The following is a 14,915-nucleotide window of genomic DNA, read 5'->3' on the forward strand; positions in this document are numbered from 1 at the left end:
GGTGTTCGTCGACTGCGACGCGGCGCGGTGGGTGTTCGTCGACTGCGACGCGGCGGGCGCGGTGCGCTTCTTGACGACGATCGAGCGACGCTGCGCCGGCTCGGCGATCTTCGCCTTGCGCTCGGCCCTGACGGGCTTCACGGAGGCCGACGTCAGCGCACTGCGGGCCTGCGAGCGCGACACCTGCTTCAGCGCCTGCGACGTCGCGCGCGTCGACTTCTTCGCGGCGGCGGGCTTCGCGGCGGCCTTGGCGGCGGGCTTCGGGGCGGCCTTGGCGGCGGGCTTCGGGGCGGCCTTCGGGGCGACGACGAGCTTCTTGGCCGGCGTGACGGTCTTGAGCTCGAGGGGTGTCGTGGCGGCAGCCGCGGCCTCGTGAACGGCGCCCGACTCAGGGGCCGCACCGGCGCTCTGCGTGATGCCGAGACCAGCGACCAGACCACCGGAGACGGCGACGGTCGTGGTGAGCATGGCCAGGGTGCGCGTCTGCTTCACAGGACGCAGCGGGCCCGGCGTGTTCTTGATGGACAATGTGCAACCTCTCGAACGCCTGTGAGGTGAGCTGTCGGGTTCGGACCTGTTGCTCGGCCCGGCTCTCGGCGCTTCGTGCGTGCGACGCGAGCTTCACCCCGAGTTCTTGATCTGCGCTTCGCGGATCAGGAACGAAGAAGTGGGTCCCCCACCCCTGCCAGGTGGTGTAGCTGACATGACTCGCGCGCCGCAGGCAGGGCTCGGCGTGTCCGGCACGCGAGTGTTCGTTGTCGAACCAGGTAAGACGGTAACGAATCAGTCACGACGACGGTGAATCAGGAACCGGCGAGATAGGCGTCATTTCGGCATCGAGCACCCGTCTCAGGCCCCGTTCGTCGCGCCACCAGCGGAGGTTCAGAATCCGTTACAGAGTGTGCTCGTGATGAACATCACATGCAACCTCAGGCCTGCTGACCCGTCACGGACACGAATACGTGCGAGGCGATGTCCTCGGGCAGCGACACGGCGTCGTCAGGCCGATCGGCGACGGCCGCGTGGACGCGGTCGCCGTCAGCACGCACGTCGAGGGCCACCCCGGGGCTCAGCCCGACGCTCGTCAGCACCGCGAGAGACTCGGCGTCCGCCTGCGCGGGCTCGCCGATGCGGCGCACCACCACGCGCAGCGACTCGCTGCCGGCCACCTCGACGAGCGACTGCACGCCGTCACGGAAACCCTCCGGCGCCTCGCCCCAGCCGAGCTCGTCCAGCCCGGGAATCGGGTTGCCGTACGGGGACAGGCCCTTGTCGACGATGAGCTCGAGGATCTTGCGCTCGACGCGCTCGCTCATGACGTGCTCCCACCGGCACGCCTCGTCGTGGACGTACTCGAGCTCGAGGCCGATGACGTCGACGAGCAACCGCTCCGCGAGGCGATGCTTGCGCATGACGCGAGTCGCGAGCAGGCGCCCCTCGGGTGTCAGTTCGATGCGCCGGGAGTTCGCGACGTGGAGCAGACCGTCGCGCTCCATGCGCGCGACCGTCTGCGACACCGTGGGCCCGGAGTGGCCGAGGCGCTCCGCGATGCGGGCGCGCAACGGGGGGATGCCCTCTTCTTCGAGGTCATAGATGGTGCGCAGATACATCTCGGTGGTGTCGATCAGGTCAGTCACGACGACAAGAGTGCCACCTCCGGCGCCGCCGCGCACGGGTGCTCGCGATACCGGCGTCGGTGGGGCGAGGCTCGGAGCGTCAGTCGCGCGAACGGATCGCCTCGAGCGGACCGCCGGAATGAGCAGGCGCGACGGGCAGTGCCTCGGAGGTGTTCGTCAGAGCGATGTTCGTCAAGGGAGCGACGTCGGCAGGGGTGAGGCCGGGCGAGCCGCGAGGGCCAGGGGGCCGAAAGAGAAGAACCCGAGGCGCGCGCTCACGAAGAGCGCTGCGGCCTCGGGGTGAAGCGCAGCCGCCAGGGGGGAGGGAGTGCGGCGCGCTTCGTGACGAGACGCTACACCCGCTCCCCCCATCATTGAAAGTTAAATCGGGAAGTCAGGGCTGTGAAGACGCTGTGAGCTTCGCAACGCGCTGTCAGAGCCATTCGCCGAACGCGGCCGGCTCGCGCGTGAAGCGGTATGTGGCCCAGTTGAGTTGGGTGACGGAACCGTCGGCGTCGCGGGTGATGACGAGCCATTCGCCGCGCTCGCGACCCGCGACGGTGCGGTAGCGGTTCTCGTCGACGCGCTCGAAGACGGCCGGCGCCTTCCACTCGGGCAACCCCTCGACGCGAGCCTTGAGCGTGCCGCCCTCGACGACGAACGTGAACTGCGTCCCCTCCGAGAACCACACCCCGAGCAGCGGGACGAGCTCCGGGGGCACGGTGATCCCGGGCGTCCAGGCTGCGGGCAGCTCGGGTTCGCGCTCCTCGACGGCGCTCGCGAGGTCCGTGGCGAGGGCCGCGGGATCGGGGGTGTGCGTCGCGTTCATGAGAGCGACGCCCGTCGTCGCGCTCTCGCGGTGCGTGAAGACGCCGGTGATCGCGCCCGGCCAACCGCCGGTGTGGCCGACCCAGATGCGATCGTCACGGCGCAGCAGCATGAACCCGAGACCCCATGCGGCGCCCCAGCGATCGACGTCGGCGACGATCTGCGGCTGACACATCTCCTCGAGCGTGTCGGCGGAGAGGATCGCGGGGTCGGGGTTCGCGACGAAACCTCCCCAACGCGCCATGTCGCGCACACTCGAGACCATGCCCGCGGCCGGCGCGATGGCGCGCGAGTCGAAGACGGGTTCGTCGACGGGGACGTCGCTGTACGGCGGCACGAAATAGGTGCCCGCAGCATGCGGATCGGTGTCGACGCCGCCCGGGTGGCCGAGAGTTGTCGACGTCATGCCGAGTGGGTCGAGGAGCCGACGCTGCACGCTAGCGAACCAGTCGCCACCGTCGAGACGATTGATCATCTCGCCGAGCAGCGCGTACCCGAGGTTCGAGTAGTGGAAACGCGTGTGAGCGGGCAAGACGCGTTCGCTGTGGGCGAGGCTCGCGAGGAACTCGTCGCGACCCGGCATGACGAGCGTGTCGAACACGTCGCCGACGGCCTCGCGCTGGATGCCGGAGCTGTGCGACATGAACTGACGCGGCGTCATGCGCGCTAGCGGCGAATCGGCGGTAATGGTGTCAATGATGTCGCGGGCCGGAGCGTCGATGTCGAGCTTGCCCTCGTCGCGCAGGGCCATGATCGTCACCGCCACGAACGTCTTCGTGTTCGACGCGATCTGGAAGCGCGTGTTCTCGTCGGGCGCAGTCTGCCCGACGCGCTCCGCGCCGACGTTCTGGCCGAGGTGCGCCGCCCCGAAACCGTTGTGCCACAGCAGCGTCCCGCGTCGCGCCACCCCGGCGGCGAGGCCCGGCACGCGACCCGAGCGCTGAGCGTCGAGGGCGATGCGGTCGAGAGCCGTCGTCGTCTCGCGCGACAACCGCGTCGCCGTCGAGGGTTCGACGCGCCCGTCCACCTGAGAGACGCCGGACGTGGCAGCACGATCAGCCTGCACGTCCCGCGCGGCCGACGTCATCGCGGCAGCGTCAGCCTGGGAGTCGAGCGTCGCGGTAGCTCCTTCGTCCTGCGCGTCGAGTGCTGCCAGGGCACGATCGGTCGACGGGTCGTGGGGTGTCGGCGTGGACGAGTCAGTCATACCTCCACGCTAGGTGGTGACGCCGTCCGCTCCGGTTTTGCGGGCCGGCGAATCAGCGACGGCAGATTCGCGGGCGGCCTCGAGACGCATCACTGCCACGCGTCGCCGCCCCGCCTCGCCATGCCGGCGACGCCCCACTCGTATCCATCGGCGATTTTCGTCCACATTCGCGAATCTCGCCCCATCTGCGAACGGCGTCCACCCCGGCGAATCGCGTCCCCATCTGCGATTTGCACACGTCGACGGCTCAGGGCCAGCGACGTTCGATGCGCCAGGCTGACGGGTCGTCGAGGTCGCCGTCGCCGACGCGCACGTAGACGAGGCGGTCGTGCAGCCGGGAACGGCGCCCCGCCCAGAACTCGATCTCGTCGCAGTTGATGCGGTAGCCGCCCCAGAAGTCGGGCAGGGGGACGTCGTCGGCGCCGCCGGTGTCGGGGTAACGGGCCGTCATCTCGGCGTTGGCGGTCTCGAGCTCGGCGCGGCTCGTCAGCGGCCGCGACTGCTTCGACACCCACGCCCCGACGCGCGAACCATACGGGCGCGAGTCGAAGTAGGCGCGCACGACGTCACGAGGCAGCTCGACGGCGCTACCGGTGAAGCGGATCGCGCGAAACATCAGCGGCCACGTGAGCGCCCCGGCGATCTGGTCGTTCTCGGCGATGTCACGGCCCTTGGCCGATTCGAGGTTCGTGTAGAAACCGGGGCCGTCGGCCCCGAGGTAGCGCATGAGGACGGTCCGCACGTGCGGCGCGCCGGCGGCGTCGGCCGTCGCGATGCTGATGGCCTCTGGCTCGGGCACGTCGCCTTGGGCATTCTGGCGTTCGCGTGCTTCGCGCACCCACGCCTCGATCAGCTCGAGCGGCGCCGCGGGCAACTGCGACTCGTCGAGACCTTCACCGTCGTAATCCATGCGCACCTCGGTCATGCCCCCATCTTGCCCGCCCGGGCCGCTGCGCAGGGCGCCGGGGCGCAATCTGCGTCGGGACGAGCGGACAGGCCCGGTTCCGGAGGCACTCAGCGACGATTCTCGCCGCCTCCGCCGTGACGGTTCTCGCGGCTGCACGGCTTGGCGCTTGGTTGGCGGTCACACTGACGTTTTCTGCCGGGCACGTCGGGCAGGTGATGACCTGACGGGTCACAACCTGTCGGAGCGTGGGCGCTCGGTCTGCGCACCTCGGGACGAGGGCGCGTATCGCCTTTGACACCCTCCCGACGCGTCGACGGGCGCCGCCACCGGTCGCGCACTGGCCCGTCATGATCAACACGCCCGGCCAGCCTGTCTGGTCAGGACGAGCACCAGCGGGTGCGCAACCCCGCGCCCGCGCGGGACGGGCCCGCGCGGGACGGCCCCGTCGACTCGCCATTTCGGCCGCGCCCAGCCCACGATCCGCCCTGCGGAAAAGGTACCCGCCATGCGAAACGGGCGGCGCGGGCTGCAGCGCCCGTCCTAGAGTCGACAACGTGACTGACGCGAAGAGCCCCGCCATCGTCATCCCCGACGCCCTCAAGCCGAGCGACGGACGCTTCGGTGCCGGCCCGAGCAAGATCCGCCCCGACGCACTCGCAGCGCTCGCCGCTGCAGGTGAGGGTGCAACTCCGCTGCTCGGCACGTCACACCGTCAGGCGCCGGTGAAGAACCTCGTACGCGAGGTGCAAGAGGGCCTCGCGCAGATGTACGACCTGCCCGACGGCTACGAGACGGTGATGGGTCTCGGCGGGTCGAACGCGTTCTGGGACGTGGCCGCGTTCAGCCTGATCGAACACCGCCAGCAGAACCTCGTCTTCGGCGAGTTCACCGCCAAGTTCGCGACGTCCGCGACGGCGCCGTTCCTCGAAGCCCCCGACGTCATCGAAGCCCCGGCGGGCAGCGTCGCCGAGGCGCAGCCGAAGCCCGGCATCGACACCTACGCGTGGGCGCACAACGAGACGTCGACAGGCGCGATGGCGCCCGTCACGCGCCCGGAAAACACCGACGACGACGCGCTCGTCCTCATCGACGGCACGTCCGCCGCGGGCGGCCTGCCCGTCGACCTGACCGAGTGCGACGTCTACTACTTCGCGCCGCAGAAATCGTTCGCGAGCGACGGGGGCCTGTGGTTCGCGTTCATGTCCCCCGCCGCGATCGAGCGGGTCGCGCGCATCAAGGCGTCGGGCCGCTGGATCCCACCGTTCCTCGACCTCGACGCCGCCATCACGAACAGCCGTCAGGCGCAGACGTACAACACGCCGGCGCTCGCGACGTACGTCCTCATGAAGGCGCAACTCGACTGGTTCAACGCGAACGGCGGCCTCGACTTCGCCGTCGAACGCACCCGCGCCTCATCGAAGGCCCTCTACACGTGGGCGGACGCGCACCCCCACGCGACACCGTTCGTCACGGACCCGGCGCACCGCTCCCTCGTCGTCGGCACGATCGACTTCGACGACGCCATCGACGCGGCGGCGATCGCGGCGACGCTGCGCGCCAACGGCATCGTCGACGTCGAGCCCTACCGGAAGCTGGGACGCAATCAGCTGCGCGTCGGCATGTACCCTGCCGTGGAACCCACCGATGTGGCGGCGCTCACCCACTGCATCGACCACGTCATCGAACGGCTCTGACGCCACCGTCACCTCAGACCGCTCCAACGAAAGGCCCACCGCGTGCCCCTCGCTCACAACCTCACTCGCGAAACCGCCCAGCACCGTTCTCGCACAGTGACATTGAGCGACCAATCCATTCACCTGGATCTGACGGGCGCGCCGACGGAGGCCGCGACGTTCACCTCGACGTCGACACTGCGCCTCACCTGCACCGAAGGTGCGGTGTCGATCGACCTCGTCGCCGATGCCGCCCCATGCGTTCTGCTCGACGGCGTCGAACTCGACGCGAACGCCACGAGCTTCGAGGATTCTCTCGTCACCGTCCGCGGCCTGACGCCGGGGCGCGAGCACGTCGTCACCGTCATCGCCGAGTGCCACTACAGCCACACCGGCGAAGGCCTGCACCGCTTCCGCGACCCGCAGGACGGCGAGACGTACCTGTTCACCCACTTCGAACCGACCGACGCCCGCCGCGTCTTCGCCTGCTTCGACCAGCCCGACATCAAGACACACTTCGCGATCAGCGTCACCGCCCCGTCGCACTGGCTCGTGCGCAGCAACGGCGCACCCGAGAGCGCCGAACCGGCCGCCGCGAGCGACGAGACGCACGGCAACACCACCACCGACCTCACCCTCACGACGTTCACCCCGACGATGCCGCAGTCGACGTACATCGTCTGCGTCATCGCGGGCCCATACGCGCTGGTCGAGGACGAGGCGGTGCTGAGCGACGGACGCCGCGTGCCGCTGTCGATCATGTGCCGCCCGGCGATGCGCGCCAGCCTGCCCAGCGCGGACATGCTGCGCTGGACGAAGGCCGGGCTGCCGTGGTGCGAGCGCAAGTTCGGCTGCAGCTACCCCTGGGGCACCTACGACCAGATCTTCGTGCCCGAGTACAACATCGGCGCGATGGAGAACCCGGGCCTCGTCACGTTCAACGAGAACTACCTCAAGCGCGGCGACGCGACCCGCAGCGAACGCGAAGCGCTCGCCACGACGCTGCTGCACGAGATGGCGCACATGTGGTTCGGCGACCTCGTCACGATGCCGTGGTGGGACGACCTGTGGCTCAAGGAATCGTTCGCCGACTTCATCGGCGCGCAGGCCGCGTCCGAAGTCACCGAGTTCGACGACGCGTGGGCCACGTTCGGGCTGGGCCGCAAGGCGTGGGCGTACTCCGCCGACCAGCTGCCGACGACGCACCCCATCGTCGCCGACATCCCCGACGTCGAAGCCGCGCGCGCCAACTTCGACGGCATCACCTACGCGAAGGGCGCCTCCGTGCTGCGCCAGCTCGTCGCGTACGCCGGTGAGGACGCGTTCTACGAGGGCGCGGCGCTGTACTTCGAACGTCACGCCTTCACGAACGCGACCCTCGACGACTTCCTCGACGCCCTCGGCGAGGCGAGCGGACGCGACATGACGGCGTGGGCGCAGGCCTGGCTGCAGACGTCGGGCCCCGACACGCTCGAGGTGGCCGGCGGCGTCATCACGCGCCGCGGCGACCGCACGCGCCCGCACCGCTTCCACGCCACCGCATTCGACGTCGAGGCGCCCGACGCCTCCGAAGCCGCCGCCTGGCACGCCGCCGGCGACGCGTGGCTCGACCTCGAAGGCGAGAGCGACACGCTCGAGCTGCCGGGCGAACTGCGTGGCGCGGTCGTCCTCGTCGACGACGAGGACTGGACGTACGCGAAGATCGCGCCGAGCACCGAGACGCTCGAGCTGTTCGCGACGCAGCTCTGCCACCTCGCCTCGGCGACGCATCGCGCCACGGCGTGGGGGCAGCTGTGGCAGGCCACGCGTGATGCGCGCCTGCCCGCCGAGACGTTCGTGCGCGCCGGGCTGACCCAGCTCGCGGACGAACCGTCGGCGACGATCGTCGACGGCGCGGGACGGTTCGCGATCGCCGCGATCACGTCCTACCTGCCCGACGCCGCCTCGCGCGCCGACTGGGCGCAGGCGTTCTGGCGTGTCGCGATCGACCGGGCCGACGCATCGACGGGCACCGATCTTCCGGGCGTGTGGCGCCGACTGGCCCTCCTCGTCGCGGCCCTCGCCCCGAGCGTCGACGATGAACTGCGCGCCCTGCTCGACGCGCACACCCCGTTCGAGCCCGGCCAGGACGAGCGTTGGAGCGTCCTCACCTCACTCGCGGCGCACACCCGTGACGACGACGCCCGTCGCGACGTCGACGCCCGCCTCGCAGATGAACGCACGCGCGACACGACGCAGCGCGGTGCAGCCCAGGCGCTCGGCGCGACGGCAGCTCTCGGCCTCGACGACACCAAGCAGGCCGCGTGGCAGCGCGTCGACGACGCGTCGCTGACGAACGAGCAGGTCGCCGCGCTCGTCGCCGGGTTCACCCACCCCGCGAGCGTCGAGCTGGCCGGCGCGTACGCCGACAGCTACCTCGATCACCTCGAGACGTGGTGGCGCGAGCGCAGCCAGGTCATCGCCTCACGCCTCGTGCGCGGCCTGTTCGACACCCAGCCGGACACCGACGCCGCAGAAGCCTGGCTCGCCTCGCATCCCGACGCGCCGGGGGCACTGCGTCGGATCGTCGCCGAGGAGGTCGACCAGCTGCACCGTCGCCGCCGCGCGCAGGCCGTCAGCGACGGCTCGCGCCCCTGAGCCACATACCCGAAGGGCCGGGCCTCAGTTCGCGAGCTGCGCCACGAGCGGCACGAGCACGAACGCGGCGAGGGCGATGATGACGATGAGTCGGCGGGTCTTCGGGGTCATGTCGCCGATTCTCTCACCGCGAGATGGGTGGGCCGCATCGCGATGACGTCGCGCGCCGCGTAGTGCCGCACCCGCATCAGGGCGAGGCCGGCGACGAGCGTCGCGACGCCGACCGCGACGCTGCCGACGGCGATCGTCGCGCGAGCGCCGAAGGTGTTGCCGATCCACCCGATGAGCGGCGCGCCGACGGGCGTGCCGCCCATGAGGATCGCCATGTAGAGCGCCATGACGCGCCCGCGCAGCTGCGGGTCGACGGAGAGCTGGACGCTCGCGTTCGCCGTCGTCAACGCCGTCAGCGCACACAACCCGACGGGCACGAGGAACGCGCCGAACAGCCACACATTCGGCGCCATCGCGGCGAGTGCGGAGAACACCGTGAACCCGGCGAGCGCCGCGAGCAGAAGCCGCAGTGACGGCGACTTGCGCCGGGCCGCGAGCAGCGCCGCGGCCAGCGACCCCACCGCCATCACCGACGAGATGATGCCGTAGGCGCGCGCGTCGGCGTGGAAGACGCTCGTCGCCATGAGCGCCGTCGTGATCTGGAAGTTCATGCCGAACGTGCCGAGCATGAACACGAGACCCATGATGAGCTGCAGGTCGCGCCGCCGACTCACGTAGGCGAAACCTTCGCGCACCCCGCCGCGGCCACGCCGTCGGGGCGCCGGCCGTAGTTCGCGCGGATTCATCGCGAGCAGCGCGGCGAGGACGGCGACGAACGACGCCGCGTTGAGCACCATCGCCCAGCCCGTGCCGATGCCCGCGATGAGCAGACCCGCGACGCCGGGGCCGATGAGGCGCGCCGCGTTGAACGACGCCGAGTTGAGACCGACGGCGTTCGTCAGGTGCCCCTCGGGCACGAGTTCGGAGACGAACGCCTGACGCGTCGGGTTGTCGAGGGCCGTCGCGATGCCCTGCACGAGGGCGATGCCGAAGACGCTCGCGAGCGTCGCCGAGCCCGTCAGCAGCAGCCCCGCGAGCACGAGCGACGTCACCGCGAGCGCGCTCTGGCTCAGCATGAGCAGACGCCGCTTGGGGTAGGCGTCCGCGAGGGATCCGGCGAACGGGGCGAGAAGGACGACGGGCGCGAACTGCGTCGCGGTGATCGCGCCGAGCGCGGCGGCGTCGTGGTGCGTCAGTTCGGTGAGGACGACCCAGTCCTGCGTCACGCGCCCGATCCACGTGCCGACGTTCGACACGAGCGCGCCGCTCGCGTAGAGGCGATAGTTGCGGATGGACAACGAGGCGAAGGTGGGGCTCGTGGTGACTCCTCAGGACGACATGGCTGACGGCAACCTCGTCAACACCTGCCCCGCCCGGAATATTCCTTTTCGATCATTCTTCGGCGTCGGTCGCGCGGCCGTCGAGCACGTCCTCCTCGAGCACGTCGTCCCTGAGCCGCAGCCCGTACGTCGCGAGCGAGAGGTCGGCGAGCTTGCGCGTCGCCTCGGGGTCGTCGTCCTGCCAGGCGCGGGCGACGTCGTCGTCGATGGCGGCGAGCGCACGGGGCGAGGCGCTCGTCAGCGCTTCGAGCGCGAGCAACCGGCGTCCGCCCGGCATGGAACGCAGGCGGGCGAGGCGCCCCGCGGTGACGGCGTAGCGCAGGCGCGTCAGCAGCCACGGCACGAGCGCGAGGACGATCGGCAGCGCCGCCGTCAGGACCCCGAGCAGGACGGCGAAGCGGCCCAGCCCCGTCGCAAGGTCGTGCCCCGAGCCGGCCATGTCCGTCGCAGTGCCGGCGGCCTTGTCGAACGGGGTGCGCACCTCGGAACCGACGAACGGGACCTTCGCGACGGCATTCGCCGCGTCCGTCATGTCGAGCGCCAGGCTGGAGCTGCCGTGCTCGAGCTTCTGCGCGCCGCTCTGCGCCACGAGCGCCCGGTCGTGGACGACGGTGCCCGCCCAGATCGCGAGGACGCACCACAGCGCGAGGGCCACGTCGGCCACGATCTGACGGGTGCGGCGCGAACCGCGATCGGCGTAGAACTTGAGCCCCATGACGTGCCTTCTCTCCATCAGGATCGGGTGCGTGCCGCTGCATGCCGTCCCATCGTAGGGGCCACCTTCTCCAGCCGACTTCCAGCGAACGTCCAGTCGGGCGGGCGAGAATGACAGGCATGAGCACGCCCGAAGCACGCATCCTCATCGTCGAGGACGACACCAACATCCGCGAACTGCTCGCCACGAGCATGAAGTTCGCCGGTTTCGACGTCTCCGTCGCCGGCACCGGCAGCGAAGGGCTCGCCCTGGCCGCGACGCGGGAGTTCGACCTCGCCGTGCTCGACGTCATGCTTCCCGACATGGACGGCTTCGCCGTCACGAGCCGCCTGCGCGAGGGCGGACGCGAACTGCCGATCGTCTTCCTCACCGCGCGCGACTCCGTCGACGACACCGTCAAGGGCCTCACCGTCGGCGGCGACGACTACATCACGAAGCCGTTCAGCCTCGAAGAGGTCGTCGCGCGCATCCGCGCCGTCCTTCGCCGCACGAAGGCCGACGACTCGGACGGCCCCACCGTCACCGTCGGCGACCTCGAGCTCGACGACGACAGCCACGAGGTGCGCCGCGCGGGCCGCGTCATCGACGTCTCCCCCACCGAGTTCAAGCTGCTGCGCTACCTCATGCTCAACGCCGGTCGCGTCGTGAGCAAGGCCCAGATCCTCGACCACGTGTGGGACTACGACTTCCGCGGTGAGGCCGGCATCGTCGAGTCGTACATCTCCTACCTGCGCCGCAAGATCGACGTCGACGGTCTCGAACCGCTCATCCACACCAAGCGCGGCGTCGGATACGTGTTGCGCGAACCGCGCTGACGTAGGCGATCCCCCTGGTCTCCCCCGACGGCTACACGCTGCGCCAGCAGTACCTGCGACTGCGGCGCGGCGTCCACCGCTGGCCGCTGCGCGCCCGCATCGTCGCCGTCCTCGCCGGCCTGCTCGGCGCAGCGATGTTCGTCGTCGGCACTGCCGGGTCCTGGCAGCTGCAGAGCTACCTCGTCCAACGCGAGGACGCCGACCTCGTCGCCGCCGCGCCCACCCTCGTCGCCTCGACGATCCAGCAACAGGCCGAGCACGCGCGCGTGACGAGCGCCGTGCCCGTCAACGTGTATGCCGTCCGCATCGTCGGCGCGCAGGAGACGAACGACTTCGTCCCCGCCACGGGGCCCCGCCCCGACTTCCCCGACGTGACGAAGGCCAGCGCCATCGCGCACGGCGGGCACCCCTACACCGTCCACTCGCAGGGCGAGAGCACCGTGTCGTGGCGCGTCGTCGAAGGCATCGACGAGACCACCGGCGAGCCGTACGCCGTCGCCGTCAGCATGGCGAACGTCGACACCGTCGTGCGACGCATGCAGGTGCTCACCATCGGCGTCAGCGCGATCGCACTGCTGTTCGCGACGCTCGCGGCGCTGTGGGCGGTGCGGCGGGCGATGCGACCACTACGAGCCATCGAGGACACCGCCGCCGCCATCGCCGCGGGCGACCTGACACGCCGCGTCCCCAACCCCGACTCCGCCGACGAGATGGAGAGCCTTGCGCGCTCGCTCAACGTCATGCTCAGCCAGGTCGAACGCTCGATGGAGATCAAGGACCGCAGCGAGGAGAGCATGCGCTCCTTCGTCGCAGACGCCTCGCACGAGCTGCGCACTCCCCTCGCCACCGTCCGCGGCTACGCCGAGCTGTACCGTCAGGGCGCGGTGAGCGACCCCGACGACGTCGCCGCCGCCTTCCGCCGCATCGAGGACGAGGCGAAACGCATGAGCGCCATGGTCGACGACCTGCTCCTGCTCTCTCGCCTCGAGACGGAGCAGCGCGCCGCGACGATCGGGGCCACCGCGCCCGGCACGCCGCGACGCCATCACGACGTCGACCTCACCGTCATCGCCGCGGACGCCGTGAGCGACGCAGAGGCCCGCGGGGACGGCGAGCGCCGCTTCGCACTGCACGGGCTCGGCGGCGGCCTGGGCCCCGTCATCATCAGCGCAGACGAGCAGCGCCTGCGCCAGGTGATGACGAACCTCGTGAGCAACGCCGAACGCTACGCTCCGGGCACCGAACCCATCGAGGTCGGCGTCGGTGCGGTCGACGGGCGCGCCGTCGTCGAGGTCGCCGACCACGGCCCCGGCATCCCGGCCGACATGCGTGGCCGCATCTTCGAACGCTTCTACCGTGCCGACGTCTCCCGCAACCGCGCGAGCGGCAGCACCGGCCTCGGCCTGTCGATCGTCGCCGCGATCGTCGCCGCCCACGACGGTGAGGTGAGCGTGCGCGAAACCCCCGGCGGGGGCGCGACGTTCGTCGTCAGCCTGCCGCTCGCCGCGCCGGATTCACAGGCGCAGCACAGCTCGCATCACGTTGCCGACGAGACTGATGACGTCGAATAGCCTCGACTGACTACTCTCGTGACCCGAGAGGCCCCCTCAGTGCATCCGACGACGCAGCCCGCGTCAGCGCCGATCCGAGACCAGGAGCAGTGCCATGACCGAGACGCCCGACAGCGCCCCGAACGCCGACGAGCGACCGGACGGCGCCCGCCGTCACCAGCTGCCGGGCCAGGCTCCACGCCCTGACGACACGCAGGTGATCCGCGCCGAACCGGCCCGCCTCGACGCCCCGCCCGACGGTGCGATGCCGGCGTCCGCCCCCGCGCCGATGTCCGGGCCTCAGCCCGGGTACCAGCCGCAGCCCGGGTATCAGCAGCCGTGGGCTCAGCCGGGATACGAGCAGCCGGGCGCGGCGTACGGCGTCGGCTCGCAGCCTGCCGGTGGCGGCCGTTCGGGACGCGGCGGGCGCGGCCTCGCGCAGATCGGTGCGGCCTCGCTCCTCGCGGCGGCCCTCGCATCAGCCGGGACGTACGCCGTCGTCCAGCGCGACGACACCGGCGCCGTCTCGGGCGGCGGTAACTCGACGGTCATCAAGGCCGACCCGGCCGACTTCGCCGACGCCGGCGCGATCAACTGGTCGGCGACGGCCGCGAAGGTCAACCCGAGCGTCGTCTCGATCGACGTCAGCTCCGGCTCCAGCGGCGGCGAGGGCTCCGGCGTCGTGCTCGACAAGAGTGGCAACATCGTGACGAACAACCACGTCGTCAGCGGCGCCGGGTCGAACGCGACCGTCACCGTCACGCTCAACAACAACCGCACCTACCCGGCGAGCGTCGTCGGCACCGACCCGTCCACCGACCTCGCCGTCATCCGCATCAAGGACGTCCCGGACCTGCACCCCGTCGAGATGGCCGACGACAGCAAGCTCGTCGTCGGCCAGCCCGTCATGGCTGTCGGCAACCCCCTCGGCCTCGCCGGCACCGTGACGACGGGCATCGTCTCCGCCCTCGACCGGCCGGTGACGACGAGCGAGAGCGAATCCGACAGCTCCTCGACGTCGACCTCGACCGTCGTGACGAACGCGATCCAAACGAGCGCCGCGATCAACCCGGGCAACTCGGGTGGCGCGCTCGTCAACGGCAGCGGCAAGCTGATCGGCATCAACTCCTCGATCGCGTCGCTGTCGAACGGCGCCTCGGGCGGCCAGAGCGGCAACATCGGCATCGGCTTCGCCATCCCGAGCAACGTCGTGAAGAACATCTCGGGCCAGCTCATCACCAAGGGCAAGGCCGAGCACGCGCTGCTCGGCATCGGCACGTCGCCGACGGAGGTCAAGAGCGGCAACGCGACGCTGACGGCGGCGAAGGTCGCGTCCGTCGCCCCCGGCAGCGGCGCCGCCAAGGCGGGGCTGCGCAAGGACGACGCGATCACCGCGATCGACGGCGAACCCGTCACCTCGCCCAACGCGCTCGTCGGTCAGGTACGCTCGCGTACCGTCGGCAGCGCCGTCAAGCTGACGATCATCCGCGACGGTCGCCAGCAGGAGGTCTCGGTGACGCTCGGAGCTCAGTCCGACGTCAAGAATTGAGCGCTCCACGCAACGGGTGCCACGCGT

At 70.5% G+C, this 14,915-nt stretch carries 11 protein-coding genes and 1 riboswitch; of the genes, 5 read left to right on the top strand and 6 right to left on the bottom strand.

The window, feature by feature from the left end; genetic code table 11:
* From AX669_RS13485 to pdxH, 4 genes are all read right to left on the bottom strand, one after another.
* Positions 1 to 528: hypothetical protein (locus AX669_RS13485; protein ID WP_197418917.1), on the bottom strand; the 528-nt coding region annotated here is incomplete at its 3' end.
* 3 nt (positions 529 to 531) lie between these two features.
* Positions 532 to 744, bottom strand: a riboswitch (cyclic di-AMP (ydaO/yuaA leader).
* 185 nt (positions 745 to 929) lie between these two features.
* Positions 930 to 1,637 (bottom strand): metal-dependent transcriptional regulator, encoded by a 708-nt coding sequence (locus tag AX669_RS12675; protein WP_040014453.1) that lies wholly within the window; start codon positions 1,635 to 1,637, stop codon positions 930 to 932.
* Positions 1,638 to 2,049: 412 nt separating this feature from the next.
* On the bottom strand, positions 2,050 to 3,651 hold the full coding sequence (locus AX669_RS12680) for a serine hydrolase (protein WP_082740968.1): 1,602 nt from the start codon (positions 3,649 to 3,651) through the stop codon (positions 2,050 to 2,052).
* 247 nt (positions 3,652 to 3,898) lie between these two features.
* Positions 3,899 to 4,576, bottom strand: a complete 678-nt coding sequence (pdxH, locus tag AX669_RS12685; protein ID WP_038571517.1) for a pyridoxamine 5'-phosphate oxidase — start codon at positions 4,574 to 4,576, stop codon at positions 3,899 to 3,901.
* Positions 4,577 to 5,112: 536 nt separating this feature from the next.
* Here pdxH and serC point away from each other — a divergent pair.
* Positions 5,113 to 6,252: a phosphoserine transaminase gene (gene serC / locus AX669_RS12690; protein WP_038569270.1), complete on the top strand. Its 1,140-nt coding sequence runs from the start codon at positions 5,113 to 5,115 to the stop codon at positions 6,250 to 6,252.
* Between the two features lie 42 nt (positions 6,253 to 6,294).
* On the top strand, positions 6,295 to 8,868 hold the full coding sequence (gene pepN / locus AX669_RS12695) for an aminopeptidase N (protein ID WP_082740969.1): 2,574 nt from the start codon (positions 6,295 to 6,297) through the stop codon (positions 8,866 to 8,868).
* Between the two features lie 107 nt (positions 8,869 to 8,975).
* Here pepN and AX669_RS12700 read toward each other — a convergent pair whose 3' ends face one another.
* The gene (locus AX669_RS12700) at positions 8,976 to 10,217 is read right to left on the bottom strand and encodes an MFS transporter (protein ID WP_062258774.1); all 1,242 of its coding nucleotides are present in this window, start codon (positions 10,215 to 10,217) and stop codon (positions 8,976 to 8,978) included.
* A gap of 94 nt (positions 10,218 to 10,311) precedes the next feature.
* Positions 10,312 to 10,974: a hypothetical protein gene (locus tag AX669_RS12705; RefSeq protein ID WP_062258775.1), complete on the bottom strand. Its 663-nt coding sequence runs from the start codon at positions 10,972 to 10,974 to the stop codon at positions 10,312 to 10,314.
* A 110-nt stretch (positions 10,975 to 11,084) separates the two neighbouring features.
* Here AX669_RS12705 and AX669_RS12710 point away from each other — a divergent pair, with 110 nt between their 5' ends.
* The 3 genes from AX669_RS12710 (at position 11,085) to AX669_RS12720 (ending at position 14,888) form a co-directional block, all read left to right on the top strand.
* Positions 11,085 to 11,789, top strand: coding sequence for a response regulator transcription factor (locus AX669_RS12710; protein ID WP_038569284.1), 705 nt, complete (start codon positions 11,085 to 11,087; stop codon positions 11,787 to 11,789).
* A gap of 134 nt (positions 11,790 to 11,923) precedes the next feature.
* Entirely contained in the window at positions 11,924 to 13,360 is a 1,437-nt protein-coding gene (locus AX669_RS12715; protein ID WP_062258777.1) for a HAMP domain-containing sensor histidine kinase, read from the top strand.
* Positions 13,361 to 13,454: 94 nt separating this feature from the next.
* The gene (locus AX669_RS12720; RefSeq protein WP_156445014.1) at positions 13,455 to 14,888 is read left to right on the top strand and encodes a S1C family serine protease; all 1,434 of its coding nucleotides are present in this window, start codon (positions 13,455 to 13,457) and stop codon (positions 14,886 to 14,888) included.
* The last annotated feature ends 27 nt before the right edge of the window (positions 14,889 to 14,915 follow it).

Origin of the sequence: Dermacoccus sp. CCH2-D9 (assembly GCF_001556795.1) — a bacterium.
Lineage (GTDB): Bacteria > Actinomycetota > Actinomycetes > Actinomycetales > Dermatophilaceae > Dermacoccus > Dermacoccus nishinomiyaensis.

Excerpts from the sequence above, each read along its gene's own strand:
- AX669_RS12680 (WP_082740968.1), bottom strand. The coding sequence starts at position 3,651 with ATGACTGACTCGTCCACGCCGACACCCCACGACCCGTCGACCGATCGT.
- pdxH (WP_038571517.1), bottom strand. The coding sequence starts at position 4,576 with ATGACCGAGGTGCGCATGGATTACGACGGTGAAGGTCTCGACGAGTCG.
- AX669_RS12705 (WP_062258775.1), bottom strand. The coding sequence starts at position 10,974 with ATGGGGCTCAAGTTCTACGCCGATCGCGGTTCGCGCCGCACCCGTCAG.
- AX669_RS12710 (WP_038569284.1), top strand. The coding sequence starts at position 11,085 with ATGACAGGCATGAGCACGCCCGAAGCACGCATCCTCATCGTCGAGGAC.
- AX669_RS12715 (WP_062258777.1), top strand. The coding sequence starts at position 11,924 with ATGTTCGTCGTCGGCACTGCCGGGTCCTGGCAGCTGCAGAGCTACCTC.
- AX669_RS12720 (WP_156445014.1), top strand. The coding sequence starts at position 13,455 with ATGACCGAGACGCCCGACAGCGCCCCGAACGCCGACGAGCGACCGGAC.